General features: G+C 65.1%; 19 protein-coding genes. 12 read left to right on the top strand and 7 right to left on the bottom strand.

Annotation, left to right across the window (positions count from 1 at the left end; translation table 11 throughout):
* Positions 1–176 precede the first annotated feature (176 nt).
* The 3 genes from ACLBWL_RS08715 to ACLBWL_RS08705 are packed head-to-tail and all read left to right on the top strand — an operon-like array spanning position 177 to position 4686.
* Positions 177–1700, top strand: coding sequence for a tryptophan halogenase family protein (locus ACLBWL_RS08715; RefSeq protein WP_447792182.1), 1524 nt, complete (start codon positions 177–179; stop codon positions 1698–1700).
* The gene (locus ACLBWL_RS08710; RefSeq protein ID WP_447792180.1) at positions 1697–3184 is read left to right on the top strand and encodes a tryptophan 7-halogenase; all 1488 of its coding nucleotides are present in this window, start codon (positions 1697–1699) and stop codon (positions 3182–3184) included. The genes ACLBWL_RS08715 and ACLBWL_RS08710 overlap by 4 nt, the downstream gene beginning before the upstream one ends.
* Positions 3181–4686 (top strand): tryptophan halogenase family protein, encoded by a 1506-nt coding sequence (locus ACLBWL_RS08705; RefSeq protein WP_447792178.1) that lies wholly within the window; start codon positions 3181–3183, stop codon positions 4684–4686. The genes ACLBWL_RS08710 and ACLBWL_RS08705 overlap by 4 nt, the downstream gene beginning before the upstream one ends.
* 109 nt (positions 4687–4795) lie before the next feature.
* Here ACLBWL_RS08705 and ACLBWL_RS08700 read toward each other — a convergent pair whose 3' ends face one another.
* Positions 4796–5989 carry a DUF1624 domain-containing protein gene (locus tag ACLBWL_RS08700; protein WP_447792176.1) on the bottom strand — a complete coding sequence of 398 codons (1194 nt, stop codon included), beginning with the start codon at positions 5987–5989 and terminating at the stop codon, positions 4796–4798.
* 52 nt (positions 5990–6041) lie between these two features.
* Here ACLBWL_RS08700 and ACLBWL_RS08695 point away from each other — a divergent pair, with 52 nt between their 5' ends.
* The 6 genes from ACLBWL_RS08695 to ACLBWL_RS08670 all read left to right on the top strand — a co-directional run bounded on the left by ACLBWL_RS08695 (position 6042) and on the right by ACLBWL_RS08670 (position 12610).
* Positions 6042–8198: a TonB-dependent siderophore receptor gene (locus ACLBWL_RS08695; protein WP_447792174.1), complete on the top strand. Its 2157-nt coding sequence runs from the start codon at positions 6042–6044 to the stop codon at positions 8196–8198.
* Between the two features lie 213 nt (positions 8199–8411).
* Complete coding sequence (locus tag ACLBWL_RS08690; protein WP_447792173.1) at positions 8412–8981, top strand: alpha/beta hydrolase; 570 nt, start codon at positions 8412–8414, stop codon at positions 8979–8981.
* 197 nt (positions 8982–9178) lie between these two features.
* The gene (locus tag ACLBWL_RS08685; RefSeq protein ID WP_447792171.1) at positions 9179–10069 is read left to right on the top strand and encodes a fatty acid desaturase; all 891 of its coding nucleotides are present in this window, start codon (positions 9179–9181) and stop codon (positions 10067–10069) included.
* The gene (locus ACLBWL_RS08680) at positions 10066–10884 is read left to right on the top strand and encodes a phosphate/phosphite/phosphonate ABC transporter substrate-binding protein (protein WP_447792169.1); all 819 of its coding nucleotides are present in this window, start codon (positions 10066–10068) and stop codon (positions 10882–10884) included. Before ACLBWL_RS08685 ends, ACLBWL_RS08680 begins: the two co-directional genes overlap by 4 nt.
* Positions 10881–11831, top strand: coding sequence for a serine O-acetyltransferase EpsC (epsC, locus tag ACLBWL_RS08675; protein WP_447792167.1), 951 nt, complete (start codon positions 10881–10883; stop codon positions 11829–11831). Before ACLBWL_RS08680 ends, epsC begins: the two co-directional genes overlap by 4 nt.
* Entirely contained in the window at positions 11828–12610 is a 783-nt protein-coding gene (locus tag ACLBWL_RS08670) for a gamma-glutamyl-gamma-aminobutyrate hydrolase family protein (RefSeq protein ID WP_447792165.1), read from the top strand. The genes epsC and ACLBWL_RS08670 overlap by 4 nt, the downstream gene beginning before the upstream one ends.
* A 107-nt stretch (positions 12611–12717) precedes the next feature.
* Here the strand turns inward: ACLBWL_RS08670 and ACLBWL_RS08665 are convergent, their stop codons facing one another.
* Positions 12718–16209, bottom strand: coding sequence for a TonB-dependent receptor (locus ACLBWL_RS08665; protein ID WP_447792163.1), 3492 nt, complete (start codon positions 16207–16209; stop codon positions 12718–12720).
* A 241-nt stretch (positions 16210–16450) separates the two neighbouring features.
* Between ACLBWL_RS08665 and ACLBWL_RS08660 the strand changes: the two genes are divergently transcribed.
* From ACLBWL_RS08660 to ACLBWL_RS08650, 3 genes are read left to right on the top strand one after another with little or no spacing between them, the layout of a single operon-like run.
* Positions 16451–16750 carry a tryptophan 7-halogenase gene (locus ACLBWL_RS08660; RefSeq protein WP_447792161.1) on the top strand — a complete coding sequence of 100 codons (300 nt, stop codon included), beginning with the start codon at positions 16451–16453 and terminating at the stop codon, positions 16748–16750.
* Entirely contained in the window at positions 16747–18372 is a 1626-nt protein-coding gene (locus ACLBWL_RS08655) for a tryptophan halogenase family protein (RefSeq protein ID WP_447792159.1), read from the top strand. Before ACLBWL_RS08660 ends, ACLBWL_RS08655 begins: the two co-directional genes overlap by 4 nt.
* Before the next feature lie 52 nt (positions 18373–18424).
* Positions 18425–19444 (top strand): cupin-like domain-containing protein, encoded by a 1020-nt coding sequence (locus ACLBWL_RS08650; RefSeq protein ID WP_447792157.1) that lies wholly within the window; start codon positions 18425–18427, stop codon positions 19442–19444.
* A gap of 15 nt (positions 19445–19459) precedes the next feature.
* Here ACLBWL_RS08650 and ACLBWL_RS08645 read toward each other — a convergent pair whose 3' ends face one another.
* From ACLBWL_RS08645 to ACLBWL_RS08625, 5 genes are all read right to left on the bottom strand, one after another.
* Positions 19460–20500 carry a cupin-like domain-containing protein gene (locus tag ACLBWL_RS08645; protein ID WP_447792156.1) on the bottom strand — a complete coding sequence of 347 codons (1041 nt, stop codon included), beginning with the start codon at positions 20498–20500 and terminating at the stop codon, positions 19460–19462.
* Between the two features lie 795 nt (positions 20501–21295).
* The gene (locus ACLBWL_RS08640) at positions 21296–22165 is read right to left on the bottom strand and encodes a hypothetical protein (protein ID WP_447792154.1); all 870 of its coding nucleotides are present in this window, start codon (positions 22163–22165) and stop codon (positions 21296–21298) included.
* A gap of 154 nt (positions 22166–22319) precedes the next feature.
* Positions 22320–23129, bottom strand: a complete 810-nt coding sequence (locus tag ACLBWL_RS08635) for a hypothetical protein (RefSeq protein ID WP_447792152.1) — start codon at positions 23127–23129, stop codon at positions 22320–22322.
* 903 nt (positions 23130–24032) lie between these two features.
* On the bottom strand, positions 24033–25178 hold the full coding sequence (locus tag ACLBWL_RS08630) for a hypothetical protein (RefSeq protein WP_447792150.1): 1146 nt from the start codon (positions 25176–25178) through the stop codon (positions 24033–24035).
* Positions 25175–25690, bottom strand: coding sequence for an amidohydrolase family protein (locus ACLBWL_RS08625; RefSeq protein ID WP_447792148.1), 516 nt, complete (start codon positions 25688–25690; stop codon positions 25175–25177). The genes ACLBWL_RS08630 and ACLBWL_RS08625 overlap by 4 nt, the downstream gene beginning before the upstream one ends.
* Positions 25691–25828: the final 138 nt, after the last annotated feature.

Below are 25828 nucleotides of genomic sequence, written 5' to 3'. Positions count from 1 at the left end.
TAAGCGTGCGTTACGAGGCCTTTTTTATCGCCACAAGTTCAATAACCCAAATTGGTATACGAATGTGTCGAACGTTGCTCGACTGTGGCTAATCTGTAACAGGCTCGGATCGGCCCCATTGTCGCAGCCCTATTTTTGGCACCCACTTTCGCAAACGAAAGGGTAGAGAGAGGATCATGATACCGAACGACCGAACGCGCGTGGTGATCGTCGGCGGCGGCACCGCGGGGTGGATGACCGCGGCGGCGCTGATCCGCATCCTGCCGACCGCCTGCACCGTGACGCTGGTCGAATCGGCGGACATCGGCATCGTCGGAGTCGGCGAAGCGACGCTGCCGCATATCCGCGCGTTCGTGCAGCGGCTCGGGCTCGACGAGGCCGATTTCATGCGCGCCACCAATGCCACCTTCAAGCTCGGCATCGACTTCCGCGATTTCGGTGCGATCGGCGGCAGCTATATCCATCCGTTCGGCACGTTCGGCCGACCGTTCAACGATGTCGGGTTCCACCATTATTGGCTGCGGCTCGCCGCCGCCGGGCGGGTGGGGCCGATCGGCGACTATTCGGTCGCGGTGGCCGCTGCAAAGCGCGCGCGCTTCGCCGTTCCAGTTAGCGACGCGGACGAACTCGCGGGAAGCTTCGGCTATGCGTATCAGTTCGATGCGACGCTGTTCGGCCCCTATCTGCGCCGCTTCGCCGAGGGGCTGGGCACGCACCGCGTCGAGGGACGGATCACGTCGGTCGATCAGCACCCCGAAACCGGCGACGTCCGCGCAGTCCGGCTAGACTCAGGCGAGACGATCGAGGGCGACCTGTTCGTCGACTGCTCGGGGTTTCGCAGCCTGTTGCTGGGCGGCGCGATGGCCGAACCGTGGCAGGACTGGTCGCGCTGGCTGCCGTGCGACCGCGCCGTCGCGATGCCCTGCGCCTCGCCCGCCGGGCCGATCGAGCCCTATACCCGCGCCACCGCGAAACCCGCGGGCTGGCAGTGGCGGATCCCGCTCCAGCATCGCGTCGGCAACGGCTATGTCTATTCGAGCGCACATCTGAGCGATCAGGCCGCCGCCGATGCGCTGGTCGGGTCGGTCGAGGGGGCACCGCTCGCCGACCCGCGCTATCTCAAGTTCCGCGCCGGGCGCCGCTGCAACAGCTGGGTCGGCAACGTCGTCGGCGTCGGGCTCGCCTCGGGGTTCCTCGAACCGCTCGAATCGACCAGCATCTACCTCGCGCAGATGGCGATCACGCAGTTGATCGAACTGTTTCCGCAGCGGGTCGCGAAAGACGGGATCTCGGCGCGCGATCGCACCGAATTCAACCGCATGGTCGACATGGAATATGACCGCATCCGCGACTTCCTGATCCTCCATTACCACGCCACCACCCGCGACGATTCCGATTTCTGGAACCACGTCCGGACGATGGAGGTCCCCGATACGCTGGCCGAGAAGATGGAACTATTCCGCCGCGCCGGCCGGGTGACGCACTATAGCGAGGGGCTGTTCCTCGAACCGAGCTGGATCGCGGTGTATCTCGGTCAGGGAATCACGCCGTCGGGATGGGATCAGCGCGCCGACGGCCCGGCGCTCGACGCGCTCGATCGCGCGGTCGCGCACCTGCGGACCGAGGTTGGCGCGACCGCCGCGGCGATGCCCGATCACGCTGCGTTCCTCGTCCAGCGCAACGCCACGGTCCCTGCGTGAGCGCACCCGAAAGCGAAGGTCGCGCGCCGATCCGCAGCGTCGCGATCCTCGGCGCGGGGCTGGTCGGCCTGTCCGCCGCGATCGCCTTCGCGCGCGCGCTGCCCGGTCTCGCGATCACGCTGATCGAGACGCCGGCCGACCCCGCCGCGCTCGCCGATCGGATGCCGGGCACGTTGCCGTCGATCGCGACGTTCCACGACCGGGTCGGGCTCGGCGAGGCCGACCTGCTCGCCGCCGGCACCACCCATCGGATCGGTACGCGCCTGTCGGACTGGAGCGCGAACCCCGCCCCGATCGTGCTCGCGCATGGCGACCACGGCGGCGCGATCGGTCAGGGCGCTTTCCACCAACACTGGCTCGCGGTCCGTCGCCACGAAAAGGTCGCGCGGTTCGACGCGTTTTCGCCCGCCGCCGTCCTCGCCGCGGCCGACCGGTTCGTACATCCCTCGACCGATCGCGCCTCGCCGCTCGCCAATTTCGGCTATGCGCTGCGGCTCGATCCACCGCGCTACCGCGATCTGCTGCGGGCGCTCGCGCGACACCTGAAGATCACCCCGATCGCCGGTCGGTTGGCCGGTGTCGATCGCCGCCCGGACGGCGGTGTCGCGGCGCTGACGCTCGCGGACGGACGCCGTGTTGTCGCCGATCTCTACCTCGACTGCGGAGGGCCCGCCGCGCCGCTGCGGTCGGCGATCGATGCCGAGTGGGAGGATTGGCGCGGTGCGTTGCCGGTCAATCGTCTGCTGCTTGGCACCGCCCCGGTCCAGCCGCCGACGCCGACCGACGATCTGGTCGCGCTGCCCGCTGGCTGGCGGTTCGCCCGGCCGTTGCGCGATCGCACGCTGGTCGGCCTCGCCTATGTCGCCGACCAGACCGCCGACGCCAGCGCCTGTCGTATCCTGCCCGCAGGCGACGAGGTCGTGTCGATCGCGCCCGGCATCCGCCGCGATCCGTGGATGCACAACGTCCTCGCGCTCGGCGACGCTGCGGTCGTGCTCGATCCGCTGGCGGACGCGAACCTGCATCTGGCGCATGCCGCGATCCTGCGCGCGATCGATCTGCTTCCCGGTCGCGACTGCGCAGCGACGGAATTGGCAGAATATAATGCTCGCACCTATCGGCAGGCGGCCCGCGTCCGCGATTATCAGGCCGCGTATCTGCTAGCCTCGGGCCGGACCCGCGGCGTATTCTGGAAGGCGCTCCGCCATGCCTCGCGACCGGACAGCTTGGCGCACACGCTCGACCAATTCGCGCATCGCGGCCGGCTGCCGTTCCATGAGGACGAAAGTTTCGACAAGAACGACTGGTATGGCCTGTTGCTAGGGCTCGGCATGATCCCGCGCAGCCCCGATCCGATCGCCGCGGCGACACCGATCGCGACCGCCGCGTCGGCGTTGAAACGGTTGGTCGAGGGGATCGCCACGCTGCCGGGCCGACTGCCCCCCTACCCCGCCTATCTTGCGCAACTGGAGCGCCGCCGATGACCGCCGCGCGCGCGCCGATCCGCAAGGTCGTCATCGTCGGTGGCGGCACCGCCGGCTGGATGGCGGCGGCCGCCGCGGCCCGTTTCCTCGACGACGGCCAGCGCAAGATCGTCCTGATCGAATCCGATGCGATCGGCACCGTCGGCGTCGGCGAGGCGACGATCCCGCCGATCCTCGGCTTCAACCAGCTGATCGGCGTCGACGAACGCGAGTTCCTCCGCGCGACCGGCGCGACCTTCAAGCTCGGGATCGAGTTCGTCGGCTGGGACACCGGTACCGATCGCTACATGCACGCCTTTGGCGGGCATGGCCGCGACATCCAGGGGCTGGCGTTCCACCAGCTCTGGCTCGCCCTGCGCGACCGCCCGGGCATCGGCGGCATCGACGCCTATTCGCTGTCCGCCGTCGCCGCATATCTCGGCCGGTTCGGGCTGGCCGACCCGGCGACCCGCCCCCCGCTCGCCCACGCCTATCATTTCGACGCCGGGCTCTATGCCGCATTCCTCCGCCGTCGTGCCGAAGCCGGGGGCGTCGTCCGGATCGAGGGTCGGATCACCGGCACCGATCGCGATACCGAGACCGGCCACGTCCTCGCCGTTAGGCTCGACGACGATCGCGCAGTCGACGGCGACCTGTTCATCGACTGCTCGGGTTTCCGCAGCCTGTTGCTCGGCGACACGATGGGCGTGCCGTTCGAGGACTGGTCGCACTGGCTGCCGTGCGACCGCGCCGTCGCGGTGCCGACCGAGCCCTCCACGCCGCTGCTGCCCTATACCCGCGCCACCGCCCGCTCGGCCGGGTGGCAGTGGCGGATCCCGCTCCAGCACCGCACCGGCAACGGCCATGTCTACGCCAGCGCGCACATCTCGGACGACGAGGCGACCGCGACCTTGCTCGCCAATCTCGACGCCAGGCCGACCGCGGACCCGCGCTATCTCCGCTTCAAGGCCGGGCGGCGCGCGAAGATGTGGGACGGCAACGTCGTCGCGCTCGGGCTCGCCGGCGGTTTCCTCGAACCGCTCGAATCGACCAGCATCCACCTGATCCAGACCGGCATCTCGAAGCTGTTCGCGCTGTTCCCCGACCGCCGGTTGGGCGCGGTCGAGCGCGACGAATATAACCGGCTGATGGGCGACGCCTACACCTCGGTGCGCGACTTCATCATCCTCCACTACCACGCCACCCGACGCGACGATTCCGCGTTCTGGCGTCACGTCCGGACGATGCCGGTCCCCGCCAGCCTGACGCGTAAGCTCGACCTGTTCCGTGAAAAGGGCCGGATCTTTCGCTACGACGACGAACTGTTCGGCATCTCGAGTTGGGTCCAGGTCCTGCTCGGCCAGAACGTCATGCCGCTCGGGTACGATCCGATCGTCGACGCACTCGACGCCGACCGGGTCGCGGACGCTCTCAGGCAGATCCGCGCTACAACGCTGAGCAACGCACAAGCATTACCACGGCATGCCGACTTCATCGCCCGCTACGCCCGGTTCACGCCGTAGACTTGAACCGGAAGATCGCCTGGTCGCAGTGGATGGCGGTAGATCGCGCTGGCACACTACACCGTCCGGATTGCTCGCATCCCGAAGCATCGCATTAGAAGCCACGCCGTCAGAGATACCGCATCCACCACCGGCCGCTGTCACGTTTCACACGCGCGAACCATTCTGTCACCAACCAGAGCGGCCCCACCATGACCGCCGCGATCAGCCAAATCCAGCCGATCGATGGCACGTCCGCGCCCGTCGTCCCGGTGACTGCACCGGCACCGATCTGGACGAGATGCAGGACGTAGAGATGCACGATGTAAAAGAACAACGGTGCGCTTCCCAAGACCGCCAGCCGCCGCGGCGAACGGCTGTCCCAGAGCGCGAGCAGGGCCGATCCCGTCCCCAGCGTCAGAAGCAGAAAATCTAGCGACGGCGGATATTTGGTCACGTTCAGAAACGACATCGCGGTCAGCGATGGGGTCGCGCCCACAACCCAGGGACTCGGCTCGCCATAACCGTTCAGCCCGCGCACCACGCAGAACGCGGACAGTAAACCAACTGCCAGCATCCACAGCCTGCGCACCCGCACCCTCGGCTGGATCGCCGACGCGAACCAGGGGCCGATCGCATAGCCGAGCGCGATGACGCCGACCCACGGCAACACAGGATAGGAGGTCCGCGCGCGCGTGCCCCCCCACAGATCGATAAAGCCCCGATCGTGCAGCACCGCCCAGATTGCGTGGCCCGGCTCGCCGACCGCAAAGGCGATCGGATCGAGCAGATTATGCCCGGCAACAATCGTCGCGCCGATCGCTGCGACCCAGACGCGCGGCAGATGTACCAGCGCGGCCAGCGCCAGCATCGACCAGCCAATCGCCCAGATGACCTGCAGAAACAGCGTCGCTGGCGGCAGGGTGAAGGTCCAGGCGAACCCCACGACCGTCAGTTCCAGCGCGATCAGGAACGCGCCGCGTTTTACCAGGAACGCGGACGTCGCCGCCATGGGTTTGTCTGCGCCGTACAGCCATGCGGCCAGACCGGTCAATGCGACGAACACCGGCGCACAGAGATGCGCCGCCAGCCGCGTAAAGAACAGGCCGGGCGACGTCGTGGTCAGATCCATCGGGTCGGCGACCTGATGCCCATAACAGAAGAATTCGCGGGTGTGATCGACTAGCATCAACAGCATAACCAGACCGCGCAGACCGTCGATCGACTCGATCCGCGTGCCACGGCTAACCGGTGTCGCCGACCCCGATCCGGGCGGCGCGGCCGGCGGTGCATTCGGGCGTTCAGCGGCAATGAAGGTTGACATGGTCTCGTTTCCCCCCGACGCGCAATGATATATTGTTACTGGGAGGTCAACCTTGTCGCTGCGCCCGGCCCTCGTCGCCGTCCCCCTCTATTTCGTAGCGCCCTGCTGCTTCGTCGCCCCTGTCGCGGCGGCGCTGCCGAGCTTTCCCTCGGCCCCGGTACGCGATCCCGTGCCGGCCGAAGACACCGAAGATGCAGGGGCCGATCAGGGCAGCGACGATAGCGGCGACGGAGACGGCGACAGCGACATCGTCGTCCTCGGCAATCGCGCCAACAGAGTTCAGCGCGGGATCGGCTCTGACCTCGCCACCGAGCGCCTCTCGCAATCGAGCCGGGCGATAGCGGCGGATCTGGTCCACGATTATGGCGCGCTGCGGCTCAACGACGCACTGGAGTTGGTGAGCGGCATCAGCCGGCAGAACAACCTGGGCGGCCTGCGCGACAATTTTGCGATCCGCGGCTTTCTCGGCACGCCCGATACCGGCGCCGAATATTATGTCGACGGGTTTCTCGCCAATCGCGGCTTCGGGCCACCGCGCGACCCGGCGCTCGTCGAGCGGATCGAGGTGCTGAAAGGACCGGCCGGCGCGCTGTTCGGAGAGATCGATCCTGCGGGCCGCATCAACATTGTGCAGAAGACCCCGTCCTTCACCCCCGGCTCTTCTGCTACGCTCACTTACGGATCGTTCGACACAGCGCGAATCACAGTCGACGCGACGGGGCCGCTGTCAAGGGCACTCGCCGCCCGGATTGTCGTCGCCGCCGAACGCAGCGACGGTTATCGCGACTTCGTCGATTTGCGCCGCACCGTCGTGTCGCCGTCGCTGACCTGGGCGCCTTCAGGGGCGACGCGCGTGACGTACACGGGCGAATGGCTGCGCTTCGCCTCGCCGTTCGACCGCGGCGTACCCGCGCTGAACGGCGATGCGGAGGCGGTGCCGCGCGACCGCTTCTATGGCGAACCGAGCGACGGGCGGATGGTATCGCGCAACACGCGCCAACAGCTGGTGGCGACTCAGGATCTCAGCGACGACTCGACGCTGAACGGGGGCGCGGCATGGCGCAAAGGTCGGCTGACCGGCTTCTCGTCCGAGCAATCGCGGCTCGTGGCCGGGCCTGCGCTGTGGCGACAACGGCGTTACCGCGATTTCGCGGTCGACGATCTGTCGGGCCGGCTCGAGCTCGCCGGACGGATCGACGGACTCGCTGGCGTCCACCGGCCCGCGCTCGGCATCAAGGGCTATGTGCTCGACTTCACCGAGCAGCAATGGCGACGCAGTCCGAGCGTGACGCTTCCTTATCAGATCGACGTGAGCCGGCCCGTCTACGGTACGACGACTGCAGCGTTGCTGCCGTTCACCGGCCAGAAGGAGCATCGCGAGGCCATAACGCTGTACGCGCAGGACATGTGGGAAATCGGCGACCGGCTGACACTGAACGGCGGCATGCGCTACGACCGCTGGACGCAGCGCTACGACAATCGCCGCAACGGCACCGTGTCGCGCGTGTCGCATCGCCCGTTCGACGGTCGGGTCGCCGCGCGCTACCGCGTCAACGACACCATCGCGGTGCATGCAAGCTATGGCGAATCCTTCCGCGCGAACTCCAGCACCGGGCGCGACGGCGCGGCGTTTTCGCCGGAACGCGGCCAAGGCTGGGAAACCGGCGTCGCCGCGCGCTGGCCGGGAATCGACGCCACGGTGACCTATTTCTCGATCGAAAAGAACAACATCCTCGCCACCGATCCGACCGACGCCAATTTCCTCGCGCCGGTCGGCGAGCTGTCGAGCCGCGGCATCGAACTCGACGCGTCGGCCTCGTTGCCCGGTGGCTGGCGACTGGTCGGCAATTACGCCTGGGTCCATGCCCGCTCGGACGATCGCGCCTTGTCGACGACCGCGGTGCTGAACGTGCCCGAGCATCAGGCGACGGCGTTCGTCTCGGGCCCGTTGTTCGCACGGCTGCGCGCCAATGCCGGCGTCACCTACCAGTCGCGTCGCGCAGCGACGATCGATGCGAGCCGCCTGCAGCTTCCGGCCTATGCCAAGGTCCGCATGGCGGCGGACTATGCGGTCACCGATTGGATCGGAATCCGCGGCGAAATCGACAATGTGTTCGACACGATCTACGCTGACAGTTCGTACAGCGCCTTGTGGATCGTGCCCGGAACCGGACGGACGGTCCGCGCGACGCTGACGGTGCGCTCGTAGGCGCGCCCGTCAGCCCAGGCTGAGGGATCTAACTGAGTCGGAATGGGGGAAAGCACCGCTTTGCAGGATGTGGTGACATATCGCGTGAAATCTAATCGCCCTGATCTCAGCCGAAACCCAGGATAGAACGGTCTGGCGCGTATCCGAAACGCTGCGTTGCATCGGTGAACAGAACAAGGCAGCTTATGCGTTCTTGGAAAGGGAGACCGGATTGTGTCTGTTGCTGTCCTGGATAGTCACCGGCTGACGCTCGTCGCGCTCGTCCCCGACAAGGCCGTCTCCATATTCGAGCGGTTCCGAGAATTTCCGCGGTTTGGCGATGCGCAGCAGATCGCTGTTCGCAGCCGTACCACTGCCGAGCGAACGGCGCTGGCAGCGCGGATCGATGCCGCCGTATCGGCGTCCGATCGTGCGGTCATGCTTCTGGCGCAGGGCAGTGCCTGCGCGGCCGCCGCATGGTGGGCGCGACTGTCGCCGAAAGCCTATACCGCGAACGTTGTCGGCGCCTTGCTGGTCGCTCCCGAGGGCACGCGCTTGCACCAGCGTCATTTCGCGGCGCCGAAGATCGGCCTGCCCTTCCCGTCGATCGTCGTCGGCGCCGATGACGAAGCGCAGCGTCTGGGCGTGGAATGGGGCAGTCGCCTGATCGATGGCCCGTTGCTGAGCGCGGCGACGGCACCGACCTATCGCCTGCGCGCCATCATCGAACGCTTTACCTCCGCCGTCGTCGAGCGCGATGTAGGTGCCGCGTATCGTATCATCCAGGCGATCGGAGACGCCTAGCTGGACGGCGGTCGTCGAGTGAGACCGGCCGAACGTCGGGCAATGTGACCGCCCGGTCGGGAATCTCCGACGTCACTTTTTGGGGTAGCCCGCCCTCAAATCGCCGTGACGAAGCAAACCTATCCCAGCGGCGCACCTTTGCTTGCTTTCAATTCCCATCGATCGAGGGGATTTTGGCAGCAGCAAAGGAGGTGGATATGCGAAATCTCGTCGCGAGGATGCCCGTCACAGAATGGCCCACGCTCGCCATCGCGGTGCTGATCTACGCTGGCTGGATCGCCCTTACCGCGTTGCACGCACAGGTTCCGCTTCCCGCGCTGGTCATCCTCGGAGGATGGCTGGTCGCCTGGCAGGGATCGCTGCAGCACGAGACGATCCACGGCCATCCGACCGGGATCGGCTGGGTCGACGGCGCGATCGGCTTTGCCCCCTTGTCGCTCTGGCTACCGTATCGGCTGTATCGCCGCAGCCATCTCGCGCATCATGCCGCCAAGGTGATCACCGATCCCCGACACGATCCCGAATCGCGCTACCGTCTATCCCGACACGGCGCCCTCGCCGCTTCGCTGCAGTCGACCCTGGTCGGCCAGATGATCTTCGGCCCGGCCTTGTCGATCGGCCGATTCCTCATTGCCGAGGCGCGGCGTGCCATCCACAGCCCTGCTGCCGTTGCGCGCGACTGGACACCGCATCTGATCGGCGTGGCCGCGGTGTTGTGGTGGCTGGATCATGTCGGACTGAACCTTGCCACGTATATCCTGGCGTTCGTCTATCCGGGCACAGCGCTAACGATGCTGCGCTCATATGCCGAGCATCGCGCCGACCTGGCGAGCCCCGGACGGGCCGCCATCGTCGAGCGCGGCGGCCTGTTCGCATTGCTGTATCTCAACAACACTCTCCATGCCGCCCACCACGAACGTCCACGGCTCGCCTGGTATCGCCTGCCGTCCTATCACCACAGCCACCGTGACCGGTTCGTGGCGCAAGGCGCGCCGGTGTATCGTGGCTATGGCGAGGTCCTGCGCCGGTTCGCGTTTCGATCGCATGACGACATGCTGCATCCCGATCACCGGGCACGCTCCGCATGACGCGGCTGGTCGCTTCGCTCGGGATGTACGATCATCCGGCGCAACAGGGATCGAACGATCGGATCTGGTCCGCGATCGTCCGTATTCTGCGGACACGCGGAGTCGAAGGCGTGCCCGAGGCCCTCGACCGGGCGCGCCACGTTCATGACCTCTGGCGGGACCCGAACCTGCTGTTCGGGCAGGCGTGCGGCTATCCGCTGATCGCCGACGATAGCCTTGCCCTGCAGGTCATCGCCTTGCCGATCTACGACGCGCCGGGGTCGACGAATAGCGACGCGACGCACGCCAGCGTGCTGGTGGCGCGCGCGAACGATGGGCGTAGATCGCTGGTCGACTACCGCGACACCCGGGCCGCGATCAACGATCCGCAGTCGAACACGGGCATGAACCTGTTCCGCGCGACGCTGGCGCCGATCGCCGAGACGAATGTCTTCTTCGCCGGCGTGGTGCAGACCGGATCGCACCGCGCCAGTGTCACGTCGATCGCTGCCGGGGACGCGGATATCGCCGCGATCGACGCCGTCACCTACGCCACGCTGGTGCGTCACGAACCCGATCTGACCGTCCCGCTCAGAATCGTCGCGCGCAGCCCCGCCTCGCCGACGCTGCCGTTCGTGACGTCGGCGGAAACAAGCATCGAGACGATCGTGGCGCTGCAGCACGCCTTGCAGCAGGTCATGACGGACCCTCGCCTCGCTGACGATCGCGCCCTGCTCGGGCTAGCGGGTATCGTCCCCGCAAACGCCGACGCGCTCGCCCCGATCCGCGCGCTGGAACGCACCGCGATCCGCTTCGGCTATCCGGACCTGCGATGACAGCGCCGCATCAGCAAGTGCCCGATCTCGACGACGCCATCGCGGACCTTCGCGCCGCACGCGATGCCTGGCGACGCGAGGATGGCGGGCGTCACAGCGTCGCGCACTTCCCGTCGCGCATCGAGGTCGAGCGCGCGATCGGCGATCTCGTCGTCGCGCTGTTTCCCGGTCGGCTCGGTGGCTATGCGGGGGACAGCGCTGGGGAAGATGCCTTCGTCGCCGCCGCACTTCGTCGCGCCCTGACGATCCTGCAGCGACAGGTGGCGAGCGAACTCGCCTATTGGCAGGAGGAGTCGGCGCACGCGTTCGACCCCAGCCAGCCGGCGATGATCGTCCGTCTCTTCGTCGCCGAACTCGGGCCTATCCGCGAGATGGTCGACGCCGATGTCCGTGCCGCGTTTCTCGGCGATCCGGCGGCACGCAGCGCGGACGAGATCCTCATCTGCTATCCAGGGATCGTCGCGATGCTGCATCACCGTATCGCGCATGCGCTCCACGATCTGGGCGCGCCGATCGTCGCGCGGATCGTGTCCGAACTCGCCAACACGCGCACCGGTATCGACATCCATCCCGGCGCCACGATCGGGCGCGGAGTCTTCATCGACCACGGCACCGGCGTCGTGATCGGCGAAACCGCGATCATCGGCGACCGGGTCCAGATCTACCAGCATGTGACGCTCGGCGCGCGCAGCCCGCTCGGCGTGACGGACATGTCGGTGCGCGAGCGACTGGCCCGCCATCCGATCGTCGAGGACGACGTCGTGATCTATGCCGGTGCCACGATTCTGGGGCGGGTGACGATCGGACGAGGCGCGACGATCGGCGGCAATGTCTGGCTGCTGGAGGACGTGCCGCCCGACAGCGTCGTGGCGCAACCAACCGCGGTGATCCTGAAAGGCGACGCCGCCACTCAGTTGCACGAGACGCTGCGCGGGCGAACCGCGTGACGCGTTTCTTTCCCTCGTATCGTCATACCAGCCGTCGCGATGCGGAGCCCGCACGCCCGGTGATCGGCGTGGTGTGCTGCAACGAAGTCGCCGATCGTCCGATCCAGGCGGTCGCCACCCGCTTCATCGATCCGCTCGTACACTATGCAAACGCGACCGTGCTGCTGGTGCCGGCGGTTGCGGACGCACTGGACGCCCGGTCGCTGGCGACTCGGCTCGATGGCCTGTTGCTGACCGGGTCGCGGTCGAACGTCGCTGGCGACCGCTATGGCCGTGTCGACGCGCCGGACGATACCCTGGACCTCGATCGCGATGCGGTCGCGTTCGATCTTGCCGCGCGGATGATCGAGGCAGGCCGACCGGTCTTCGGCATCTGTCGTGGCTTGCAGGAACTCAATGTCCTGTTCGGTGGCACGCTGCGCAGCGCGGACGTCGGCCATCACCGCGAAACCGGCGACATGACGGCGTATGAAACGCTGTTCGACCATGTCCACGATGTCGCGCTGCAGACCGGCGGTCTGCTCGAAACGGCGATGGCGCGGTCGAGCATGTCGGTGACGTCGGTGCACCGCCAGGGCATCGACCGGCTTGGAACCGGGCTGAACGTCGAGGCGATCGCGACCGACGACGGCCTGATCGAGGCATTTTCGGCGCGGCCCTGTGGTGGCGACGTCGTCGCCGTCCAATGGCATCCCGAATGGGATGTCGCAGTCAGCGACGCGAGCCGCGCGTTTTTCTCGCTCATCGGCCGATCGCTTCAGACTTCGACGAATTCGTAAGTCAACGGCCGCTCCATTGCTTTTAGAATAACAGGCTATCCAAAAAAGGAAGAGAATGGACGGACCGCGGTCCGTCCATTCTCTGGCGCTACCCTCCGCCCGGCAGACTAGAAATTGCCGCGCAGGATGAACGAGAAGCGGCGGTCGTTGACGAAATAAGACCGCGGGGCGAGCGCGCTCGGGTCGCCGCTATACGCCTGCAGCGTCTTGGTCACCGAGTTGGTCAGGTTCACGCCCTGGACGCCGATCTTGATGTATTTGTTGACGTTGAGGAAAGCGGACGCATCGAGCTGCCCGGCCGCATCCTGAAAGATCGACGTGTAGGGAAAGATCACGTCGGCCGCAGTCAGCAGGTATTTGGAGCGCCAGTTATACGCTGCGCGAACCGAGACCGGGCCCTTTTCGTAAAACAAGGTCGCATTCACGTTGTGCTTGGACAGTCCTTCGAGCGGCAGGCTGCCGGTCTTGGTCTGCGGCGCGACGTTGCCGACCGGCGTGCCGCCGTTCAGGAACGAGTTCGGCAGCCCCGAGCTCTTGATGTACGAATAATTGCCCGTGAAACCGAAGCCGCTCAGGACGCCCGGCAGGAAATCGAAGGTCTGCTGATACGCGACCTCGACGCCCTTGATCTTGCCATGCCCGTTGTAATTCGCCGGACCGCGGGTGAGCAGCGGGAAGGTGACCCCGTTGTTCTGCAACGGCAGATTGACGACCGACTGGTAGAAGAAGTTCTTCACGTCCTTGTAGAACGCATCGACCGTCAGGGAGCCGACCTTGGAGAAATACCATTCGGCGGTGAGATCGAACTGATACGCCGTCGCCGGCTTCAGATACGGGTTGCCCACCGTGCTCAGGAAATTGCCGTTCCCGTCGATCGAGATCTGCTGATAGTTGCGGATCAGCGCGGAGTCGGGGCGGGTAAGCACCTTAGATCCGGACAGGCGCGCCAGCAGTTTCGGCGTCACGCCGAGCTTCAGGTTCATGCTCGGCAACAGGTAATTGTAGCTCGTCTTGGCCTGGTTGAACAAATTGACCGAATCGACGCCGGCGAACTGCTGCAACCGTGCATAACCGTCCGCACCCAAGTTGCAGACGCCGCCCGGACGGGTCGGGTTGGTGCCCGGAGGCGCCCCCGCCGGCACCGTCGAGATCGCACAGCGCGTGTCGTAGTTGTTGGTGATGTTCAGCGTCGCCTGGTTCGGGATCGTGCTGGTGCCGAACGAATCCAGCCCGGTACGCACGTATCGCGCGCCGACATTGCCGCTGAAGTTGAGCCCGTTCGCGTCGGACTCGGTCTTGAACGATACCATCGCATAGGCCGAGAAGTCGCGTTGGTGGACGCGCTGGATTTCGCTCGGCAGGTAGTTGGTCCCGGCGACGATGCCCGGACGTTCGGCCAGCGGCCGCCACTGCTGCTGGGTGTTGCCGTTCTGCGTCTGCGCGGTGGTTTCGACCTGCTTGATGAAGTTGACGGCGTCGTTGTAGCCGTTGATCATGTCGCCATTATAGAAATACGCGCCGGGTGGCGAAGACGTCGCGCCGCGGAAGAAGTTCGGGAATGTGTAATAATCCGCACGGTCGCCACCGAACTGGTCGACCGTCACCGGATACCCGGCCCAGACTTCGCTGACCATACCCCAGTTGTAGGTCGAATACTGCACCGTCTGATCGCGGTCGGCATAGCGCGCACCGAACCGCGCCTTGGTGAAGAAGCCACCGTCGGCGAAGTCATAGGTCGCATCGGCCTTGAACTGGAACTCCTTGCCGACGCTGTGCTCGCTGTGATCCATCGCCGCGCGCCAGAAGGTGGTGCTGGGATCGGCGAAATACTGGCTGTCGGTCTGGCCGGCGAGCACCGCGTTCGCCGGCGTGGCCCACGCGGCCGACAGCGTGCTCGGCTTGTGCGAGACGACGTTCGGCACGCTGCCCGAGAGATCCAGTTCCTGATCGGCGAAGGTCTCGCCGAAGATGTTCAGGCTGAGCTGGTCGCGTTCGGAGCGCGTGTAATCCGCGTCCAGCGCGATCGACAGCCGTTCGGTCGGGTGGATTTCCGCATTCAGACCATAATCGTTGATAAGGTTGCGCTCATAGGTCTGGCCGCGCGACAGCGAAATCGGTGCGCCGCCGGTCGGGATCGAGGTGGTCGACGGCGTGCCGCTGCGGTTGGTGCGAAATCCGGTGCCGGGGGTGGTGATATAGCCGCTCTCGAACAGCCCGTTCGCGTCGTAGGTGTAGTTGGTGAAGCCGCCGACCGGGCATTCCGCCCGCGTCGTGCCGTTGTTGTTGTAGAGCGGCCCGTTGCTGTTCTGCTGACAGCCCTTCGGGAAGGTGCTGTACTCTGACAGATCGGGGGCGGCTTCGAACGTATGCTCGTTGGTCGCATTGGTGGTGTGCGAGCGGATATACTGCCCGGTCAGCAGGAAATTGCGATCGCTCGACTCGAACTGCGCGGCCAAGGCGACGCCGTCGCGCTTGCGATCGAAATCCTGCGTCCGATACTGGCCGCCGAGCGGGGCATATTGCCCCGCCGACAGATCGGCAAAGCCATCCGCCCCGGGGGTCGAGGCGGCGTTGCAGGGTGCGCCGGCGGCGGGCAGCGTCGTGGTGTCGGCGTTGCTCGGCAGCGGATTGCGGCAGACCAGCACGCCGTTGCCGTTCTGATACGGCACCTGGCTGTTGTCGCGCGCCTGGAAGTTGGTGATCTGGACACCATCCGCGCGGCTGCGAATCCGCGAATAGGACACGTCGCCGAGCAGGCCGAACCTGCCGATCGGCGTATCCCATGTATCGCTGACGAGTATCGATCCGGTCGGCGTCCACTTCTTCGCGAAATCGCCATAGTTCGCCTCGGCATCGGCACCGATATGAAAGCCGGGATTGTCGAACGGCTTGCGCGTGTTGAGATTGACCGTGCCGGCCAGACCACCCTCAATCGAAGCGGCGGTGACGTTCTTGTAGACTTCGACCGATCCGAGCAGCTCGGCCGGAACGTCGCTGAAATTCAACGCCTGGCCGCCGATGCCCGCGGCGAAGGCGTCGCGCCCGTTGAACTCCGACCGGACGAAGTTGAGGCCGCGGATCACGACGCCCGATCCCTCGACCGAGAAATGGTCCGGATCGTTGGCGCCGGCGAAGCGGCTGATCGACACGCCGGGGACGCGCTGCAGCGCCTCGGTCACCGATCGGTCGGGCAACGCGCCGATATCCGTCGCGGTGATCGCGTCGACGACGGTATCGGAATTACGCTTGATGTTCTGCGCGTTGGCGAGGCTCTGCCGGATGCCCGTGACGACGATCTCGCCCGGCGCATCGGCAGCGTCGGCGGTCGTGGCGGGCGCGGTGGTGGCGCTCTGCGGATCGGCGCTGGACGGGTCGCTCGCGGCGGTTGCGGGGCTGGCCGACCCTGCGGTGCCCGGGCCGGTTTTCGCACCGGTCGGCGACGTCTGGTTGGCGGCGGGCGCTGCGACCTGCTGGGCATCGGGACCGGCCTGCGCTTGGGCGACGCCAGCCAGCGCGACACACAACGTCGTCGCCGACGTGCTCTGTAAAAATCGTACGATATGACGGACGGCATTATTGGACGGCGCAATACGGCGCATCGTGACCCCTCCTAAATACGACGCTGTGATCGCGCCTGATTCCCTGTTGCCCCCGAGTGTCTAATGCCCCGGCGTGCCCATAATGTTTGCGGTAACATTAGAAGGAAATCAAACCTTAAATGTTTGGAAACGTGACAATCCGGCAACGCCCCCGCAACAATCAGAGGACGGTTGACGCAGCAGTTCGAATGAGGGAGCTTTGGTCGCGAGCGCAAACATAAGGCGCAGGGGGAGAGTGTCGGTGCCGGTCGTGGCAGAGCCAAAGATACGGGTGGCCATCGTCGGCGGCGGCCTCGCCGGATGGATCGCCGCGGCAGCGCTATCACGTGTGCCGCCACACCAGTGTTCGGGACGACTCGTCGAGGCCGAAGCGCTGCCCAATATCCGCGCGTTCGACGACCGCCTTGTCATCACCACGGTGCCGCCCGCCACCGCCCACGCGGCGATGGCGCGCCTGACCGCACGGATTTCTGCGGCCCTGCCGCATGTTCCCAGCCCTGCCGCCTATCGTGCGGCCCAGACGAGACAGCTCCTGCCATGAACGACCATTCGATCCGACGCGTCGTCATCGTCGGCGGCGGCACCGCCGGCTGGATGGCCGCCGCGGCCTTCGCCCGGTTCCTCAACAATGGTTATACCGAGATCACGCTGGTCGAATCCGAGGAGATCGGGACGGTCGGGGTGGGCGAGGCGACGATCCCGCCGCTGATCAATTTCAACCAGATGCTCGGGCTCGACGAGAATGCGTTCCTCGCCGCGACCTCGGGCACGTTCAAGCTCGGGATCGAATTCGTCGACTGGGGCGCGGTCGGCGAACGGTATTTCCACCCGTTCGGCAATTACGGCCACGACCTGCAAGGCGTCCATTTCCATCAGCTCTGGCTGCGCGAACAGGCGCGGCGGCCGACCGACAGCATTTCGAACTGGTCGATGAGCGCGATGGCCGCCGCGCACGGCAAGTTCGGGCGGGCGACCGGAGACGCGCGATCACCGGTCCGCGAGCTGTTCTACGCGTTCCATTTCGATGCCTCGCTCTACGCAAAATATCTCCGCGACTATGCCGAGCGCGCGGGCATCGTCCGGATCGAAGGCAAGATCGCCGAGGTCAACCAGCGTCCCCACGACGGCTACGTCGCGGCGGTGACGCTCGAGGACGGACGCCGGATCGAGGGCGACCTGTTCATCGATTGCTCGGGGTTCCGGGGGCTGCTGATCGAAGAAACGCTGCACACCGGCTACGAGAGCTATGCGCAATGGCTGCCCTGCGACCGCGCGGTGGCGATCCCCTGCACGCTGCCGAACCCGCGCGAACCCGATCCCTTCACGCGGTCGACCGCGCATCGCGCAGGCTGGCAATGGCGCATCCCGTTGCAGCACCGGATGGGTAACGGCCTGGTCTATTGCAGCGAATATCTTGGCGACGACGAGGCCGAGGCACAGTTGCTCGCGAGCCTTGAGGGAGAGCCGCTCGCCGACCCGCGGCGGGTTCGCTTCACCGCCGGTCGCCGCCGCGACTGCTGGAACCGCAACGTGGTGGCGCTCGGTCTGTCGAGCGGGTTCATCGAGCCGCTCGAATCGACCAGCATCCATCTCGTCCAGGCGGGGATCCAGCGCTTGATCGCGCTGTTCCCCGACACGCGCTTCGACCCCGGCGAACGGGACGAATTCAACCGGCAGATGCACGATCTGTACGAGGACATCCGCGACTTCATCATCCTCCATTACAAGGCGACGCGCCGCGACGATTCGCCGTTCTGGAACCAGGTGCGGACGATGGAGGTCCCCGAAAGCCTGCAACGCAAGATCGACCTGTTCGCCGGCAAGGGGCGGCTGTTCCGCGAAGGCTACGACCTGTTCAGCAACCCGAGCTGGGTCGCGGTCTGTCTCGGCCAGGGGATCCATCCGCAAGGATGGGAACCCGCCGCCGATGCGCTCGACGAGCAGAAGGTGGCGATGGCGCTCGATCAGATGCGGCGCGGCTATCTCGATACCGCGCAGCGCCTGCCGACGCATGGCGACTTCCTGCGGCGCACCGCGCTATCGCCGCTCGCCGCGCACGCTGACCCTGCGCCGGCCGCTCCCAAGGCGACCGAGGATATTCCGTTGTTCGCCTTTACTGCGGAGTCGCCGTTCGATGTCGGCGGCGGGAGATCGCCGTTGTGAGGCGGGATCGCCCGCACGCGGTTCCGGCGCGAACCGCGGTCGCGACCGACGCGTGACGCGCCTCGCCACCCCTGCCCCGATCGTCGAACTGCACGGCATCGATCGCGCACGGTTCGACGCCGAGATTCGCCCCGCTGTGCACCCCGTTGTCCTGCGTGGGCTGGCCGCCGATTGGCCGGCGGTGCGTGCCGCCCGAACCTCCGACGAGGCGCTGGTCGACTATCTCAAGCGCTTCAGCCATCCCGAGCCGGTCGGTGCGATCGTCGGTCCGCCCGAGATCGAAGGCCGCTTTTTCTACCAGCCCGACATGACCGCGCTCAACTTCGCGCGCGGACGCTCGCCGCTTGATCCGTTCCTCGACCGGCTGTTGCGCGATCGCGCGGTGGCGCATCCGTACGCGATGGCGGTGCAGTCGATCCCCGCCCGCGATCTGCTCCCCGGCTTCGTCGACGAACAGGGCATCGACCTGGTCGATGCGCAGATCACGCCGCGGCTCTGGCTCGGCAATGCGATCCGGGTGGCGACGCATTACGATCTGATGGAGAACATCGCGGTCGTCATCGCCGGTCGCCGCCGCTTCACGCTGTTTCCGCCCGATCAGGTCGCGAACCTGTACATGGGCCCTTACGAACTGACGCCGGCCGGCACGCCGGTCAGCATGGTCGATCCCGATGCCCCCGATCTGGCGCGATACCCGCGGTTCGCCGAGGCGATGGACCACGCCTGGGAAGCGGTTCTCGAGCCCGGCGACGCGCTCTATATTCCGTTCCACTGGTGGCACGCGGTGGCATCGCTCGCGCCGGTCAACATGCTCTGCAATTATTGGTGGGATCCGGCGCCGCAGGACATGGCGAGCCCGTATGACGCGCTGCTGCTCGCGCTGTTTTCGCTGCGTACCCTGCCCGAGGATCAGCGTCGCGTGTGGCGGACGATGTTCGATCACCTCGTGTTCCAGCCCGAGGGCGAACCCGCCGCGCACCTGCCGCCGCACGTCCGCGGCGTGCTCGGCGCGGCGGACCGGGACGGGTTTGAGCGGATGCGGGCGACGTTGCGACAGAGCTTCGAACGGTGATGCGCCGGCGTCGTATCAGGACCGTTGCAGCATGGTGATCAGGAACTGACGGATCCTGCCGGTCCGCTCGATGCTGTCCGGTCCGAGAATGCCGCGCGCGGGAAGCGGGAGGTGATCGGCGGCCTGGGCGGCCTGGGGGGCGAAGACGAGGTGGTCGTACCAGCTGCGCCACGTCTGTCTTTCCGCGACCGGCAGATCGCGCACCGCGCCGATCGCATGGACCAGCGCCAGGAACGCGGCGCCCGAGCGGTGCTCCCACCAATAATTGACCAGCACGTTGAGCCGACCGAACGCGCGGACATGATGCCACCAGGTCGGCGGAATGAAGATCGCGTCGCCGGGTTCGAGTTCGGCGACCTGCGCCTGCACCAACGCCTCGGCGAACAGCGGGTAGCGCGTGAGATCGGGCGCATCGGGATCGACCATGCTCGACGGCGGTCCGGCCATCGTATGATCGAGCGGCCCGACATACAGATTGGGCAATTGCTCGGGCGGGAACAGCGTGAAGCGACGACGCCCGGCGACCACGCACGCGATGTTGATCGACGTGTCGTAATGCGTCGCGATCCGCGTCGCATTGCCGATCCACAGCCGCGCGGGGGCATCGATACCGAGATCGAGCGGGTTGGCGTCTTCCCAGCCGGGGAGGTGCTCGGGGGCCGTCGCCGCGTTGGCGTACAGCGTGTGCGGCCGTTCCGCGTCGGTCTCGGCGAACCGCAGCAGCTCGGCCACCAGCGCGCCGATCGGGACCGGCTGGCGGTGGAAGTTGAAGCGCGTCAGCGTATCGTCGGCGTAGAAGAAGCGGCCCTCGACCTCGGGCGGCGCGATCATCACGTCGAGCGGCTTGCCACTGGTCGCGGGCTCGAACGCGGCGAGATATTCCGCCATCACCCGGTCGCCGCCACGCCCCGCCGCGACCGCCTGCCAGTGACGCACCTGCCCGCGCAGCACGACCGGCTGGAAACCCGTGACGATCTCGCTGGCGAAGGTGGCCGAATCGACGGCGGATCGCTCGACGACACGACGATCAGTGGCGGGTGATGGAGTGGAGCACATCGCCAATGACGATAGCGAGCCCGAGCGCCGGGCAACAGCCCATTGGCGTGCGCTCGCAGACCACTTTTTCCTCGGCACGACAGTTGGCTGCCAACATCGGCCGGCCCCAAAGAATCTACGCTGCGCTGTCAGATAATAAGCCCGTGACGATCTCCCAGGATACGCCACCGGCAAAGTCGGCTGTACACACCGCAGCGGCTGGGCCGGGTTGGCCAGTGCGATCAAGCCCTTGACTGACGATTGGCCGGGGCGGCAGGGTTCCCAGCCTGGCGACAGCGCGCCGTAAGTGACTGATTTTGCTGGCATGCAGGAACCGCCTGCACAGGGCATTGCTACAACGGATTGGCACAATCCGCAATCGTGTCCGCGCGGCCGGACAACTTGGTAGCCGATAAAGCCGGGACATGCCTTCCGGCTTCCGATTGGTTGTTCGCGAGCCCGTGACTTCCCGCCTCTACCATCCCAAGCTTGAGGGCTGGAACCGAGCGACCACCAGTTTTGTCGCCGCATGATCACCGATGCTGGAAGTCCGGTTCGATCAACTGCTCTGACGCATAAGTCGCCGTTCCCGGCGCTTTTCCGCGTTCCCAACTTCCGATATTCATTCATCGGTTCGCGACCGACCTGCCGCGCCGCGGGAATGGCGAAAACTGGGACGAAGCCGCCATTCGCGGTGGCGCTACCGAACGCCGGATTATGCCATTACCTGCCAGTCGGTTAGCGCTCTAAGATCGGCCATTCAATCTGCCCTGGGGGGTGGGGTGCTTGGAAGCTGTCATATACTCCGCGCGGCCCTTACCCGTCCGCGGCTTCGCCCGGCGCAGCCCCTTCGGACCCGGGTGGCATTTTCGCATAGTTCAGGGACCAACAGAGCAGCAACTTGCCGCCACAGTCGCAAGGAATGGTGCCCCACTCGTGCCTGGCGATTTTCTCGATCGAGGCGGAGGTCACAAAGTGCGTCGTTCCGCACAGGCATTCCAGGGAGTGCCCCCGTCTGGCGAACTCATATTCGCCGTCGCTGATTTCGACATCCCATGTCTCGGCGCATTCCGGATTAATGCAGCTGACGATCTTGCCCTCAGGAAGGCATCGCATCCGGCGCTTGTTGGTCGCGCCGCACGGGCACCCGAACTTGACCTCTTTACCAAGCCCCGTGGAGATCATCGTGCCGGTTGCGATGCGCTCGATCTCGGCTAGCGCCACTTCGACCTGCCTTCTGATTTTGGTGGCGTTCCCATATGGCTTGACATGATCCGCCTTGTTGACCGGCAAGTTGGCATGCAGCGCCACGTTGGAGAGGGCGTTCCAGAGCTTCTGGACGTAATTCGCCTTGAAGCCGACATGGGTGCCGATCTCGATATATTCCTGCGCCTCGTAGTCTTCCCGTGTCGGCTCGAGGCCATTAGGCAATGGATGGCGGCTCATCGATAAAGTGTAGGTGTCCGCCACATGGGGGTCGACACCCTCGGTAAGTATCTTGATCACGCGAGCCGGTTGCCAGCGGATCTCGTCGTGAGAGATATAGTCATGCATGGCGCGCAGCCGTTCATAACAGATCCGCTCCAAGGCGAGCCGGCACTCCAGCGCAGCATAGGTCAGGTTGCGCGGGGAACCTTCTTCGAGTTGTGCTCGGATGGTGGCGATGCTGTCACGCAGGTCGATCATTTATATCCAATAACATGGACGAGCGGGGCAGAGGTGGTCCAAACAAGGGTATTGAAGGCCAAATCGCTCTCCATTGGCAGCTTCCGCCAGGAGCAGGCGCTTGCGGTGAACGATCTGAACGACCGGCCCTGGTCGGCTGCTGCTCCTCACCATTTTACCGAGGCTTCATCGGGAGCTGAATGTCATGGGTGATCTTGGCATTGGGAAACACGATCTGCGCCGTTCCTATCCAGCGCTCGAGATTGCCGATGTAGCTCTCGATCGATAGGCTCGCCGAGAGAGCGTCGATAATAGCCAGAACTTCAAGATAGACCTGATTGAGCCGGACGCTTTGGCCATCGTCACGCCTGATGGTGATATAGAGCTGGGACCAGACACGATCGATGGCTTGCTCTGCGATATGCTTACGTTTGCCGGAGACATGTGCGGATTTTTTGTCGCCAATATATTTAATGATCTCGCGGCGGCGCACCGGTATGCCGAGGATCGCGAAGGAAACGCCCTCAAGGTATTCGGACAGCGAGACGTCGGCGTCATCCCGATATATCCAAGGAGCGCCTTGAATCGGGGCGACGCCTTTGATCGAAAATTCTGACGAGACGCCGTCAAGCCGATCGTCAGCCCAAGGATAGTTCCCACAGCTCAAAATTAGGCTGGGATGGTTCGGGTCAAAGTCCAGCATTCGGGCTCGCACGCGCAAGCCCGAGGGCGGTGGCATGATCTGCCCCACGTTGAACAGGTCGCGCTCGGAGAGCAGGCGGCGCAGGATCGTGCCCCGGGCCCTGATTTCCGCCGGAACGTGGTCGAGTTCCTCGGTCATCTCCCGTGTCACATAGCGAAAATCTTCAATTGTCAGCGCAATGCGTTCATACTCATCCTCGCTTAGCAGCCGGTCCGGGCTGCTAAGTTGGAAGCTTGGCCTCATGATAAACGAGAACAATGGGGGTTGGGCTGCGTCCGTCATTGGCGGAATGGTTATCCAGAAGAGAGAATGGTGGTTTCATATATCAATCGCCTACCGCCTTAAAGAATAGAGCAACCGCACCTGTGCTTCGGTCATGGGTGCTAGCAGGCTTCGTGCCCGGAGTGCTCTCACGGGGCTACGTATGTCAACTTCCAAGTCTGCCCTCATAGTCCTCAATAAGCTCTGCGATTTGAACGCCTAGTACTAGGTCATGCCGGCCCGCGAGCCGCAACCTGCTGAACCGCTGTTTGGCTCTACGATGACCGCTCCTGAAGTAAGCCGACATTTCTGGGCTTACACCGGAACGGCTTGAGTTGGTCGACTACTGCCGCCAGCGTGACGCCGGCGCTGACGCATAGTCAGCCGTTCGTGGGATTGATGCGGCCTCCCGCAAGCGAACGTTCGTTTACATTGCATTCGCCCGTGTCCGGCGCACTCAACGGCAGACCAGAATATCATATCAATTGGTATCATATTCCGGTCCGCCGTTATCGGCGGTCTCGGCTCATATATCGAAACGACCCACAAGTGGACGTTCGAAGCGACTGAAGCGTCTCCCGAAACCAGCCGTTCGTTCAGATACGGCGTGACAGCAAAGGGGCCGCAATCCTGCGGCTTTTACCGGATGGGAGGGGGGGGATGAGAAGTCGCGCCGGGCCAATGGCTCCTGCGGCCGTTGATTAAGGCGGCGTGGTCTGTTCCGTATCATCAAGAAGATGGCATGCGCTATCTGGTTCGCGCCGAAATTTAGCGTGCCAATGTCCAATTTGGTCGCATCTGTCGCGACTAAGGGTCGACAATCGCCAGTTGCGGCAACGTCGCTTAGGTATTCTTGAGACGCGGCCGCGATCAGCGCGCAAGAAGCCGGATTATAATGTCACACCAGATATACCGCGACCGTCATCACGTCCGAGCCCAACCCGAGTACGATGCCTTTCCGCTAGACATATCAATCATGAATGTGTCGCCGTTCCATCGGCTGGCGTAATAGTTTCCGTCCGCCTCGAACACGCTGACGAAAGGCTCGCTGGTCACGGTCGCGTGATCGAAAGGATGCGTTCTGGAATCGGTCGTCCCGGCCTCAGCTGCGATCTGCCACATAGGCGCGCCACGTACGTCGAAGCGGAATACCTCGCGTCCGACAATCGCCGATACCGTCGGGTCGTTCGCATTGTCCGACAGAAAGACTACCAACTGTCCGCCGTCATCGAGAAGCACTCGGGTGTTGATGGTCCACCGCCCATCCGCAATCGCAGCCGAAACGTCCGACGACGTGCCGTGGGACGGCGCGGCATCGACATGGTGCGCCGGCGCCGTCCACTCACCGATACCCCACCCCTCCGCTTTCGCGGTAAATGAGGTGCTGAGCGGCTGGCCCAGAGTGACGATCCCCATCTCGGTTGTAAACAGGACACCGAGTCCGGTGAGCGACACGAGCAGCGTTTCCCACGCCTGATCATCGCCACCCCTATCGTATGGATGGTCGCGAAGATGCTTGAGGTGGGATGTCGACGTGCGATCTCCACCCTCGATCGTCGCGAGACCTTCCCCGATTAGCGCCTCGACGAACCATAGAACCAGATCCTTCCAGTCCGAACGATCCTCGACGTCGTTGAGTAAACGGGCGGGTGCACGAGCCGTCCGGGTAAGTATGAACAGGGTGTCCTGCACAGCGTGGAGGAGCCGGTCGCGTTCGGACGGCCCCCGCCCGGCAACGTCGGTACGATTGCCTTCGTCGGTATTCGAAGGCGGCTTCGTCACCTCACCCTCGCGCCGCCGGCGAACAAGCTCATGCAGCGCGAGCAACGCAGCTTGCAGCGCGTGGTCGAAAGCAAATCGCTCCGTGTTGCCTTGCGGCTGATAGGTACTGGCGCCGTCGAGCGTCATGACATGGCTGTCGAATTGATCGAACCATTGCTCGTCGCCCGGCTCCAGGGCGTCCCTCAGGCGCAGCAGCAGCAGTTCGGTCGTGACGGCTGCCTCATCGGGGATGAAACGGCGTAGGGCGAACTCCATTTCCGACAGGATTGCAGCGCCCGCAACGCTCATCGCTGTCGCCCCGGGATGACCGTCACGACATGACCCTTTTCATTGGTGACGACGGTAATAGCCAGCATCGGGCGAAAGGAGGAATGATCGAGGTGCCGGTCGCGCGTCCGACCGCACAGCAACGCGCCCTTCAGGCCAAGGTCACGGACAGCGCGCTCGAGTTCGCGCGGCGCGGCCTCGGAATCTGGCGTCGGCAGCGCCGCGAACCCCTGGAAGCGATCAGGATGGCGGGCGCAGGTCTCGGCGATCCGGTCGTTTACCCGGTACGCGAATTCGACCGCGACGCCGGGAGCCAGATTATGGAGCCCGGGCGTAGTGAGTGACAGGACCTGCACGTCGACGCCTTGCTCGTCCATCAGCGCGAGGCGGCCCGTGCCGAGATCGGCAAGGCGGGCTCCGTTGTCCCCGCCATCCGCAAAGGCCGACACCGGATCAAGCGGCAGCGGCGCAGCGCTCCATCCGTCGCGCACCTCCTGCGGGAGGATGTGTTCTTCGATTGCGATCAGGCGCATGGATTTGCTCTCCGGACAGTGACGAGACGGGAACTGGCATGACGCGAGTTAGGTCCGCTGGCTTTTCAGTCGTACCACTTTCGGAGCGCGACCTGTAAAAGCGGCCAGCCTCCTTCGCGCCTCTCACAACCGCGGGCT

The organism is Sphingomonas sp. M1A8_2b (genome assembly GCF_053345535.1).
The sequence above is the reverse complement of the archived record's forward strand: the minus strand, read 5'-3'. Positions and strand labels throughout refer to the sequence as shown.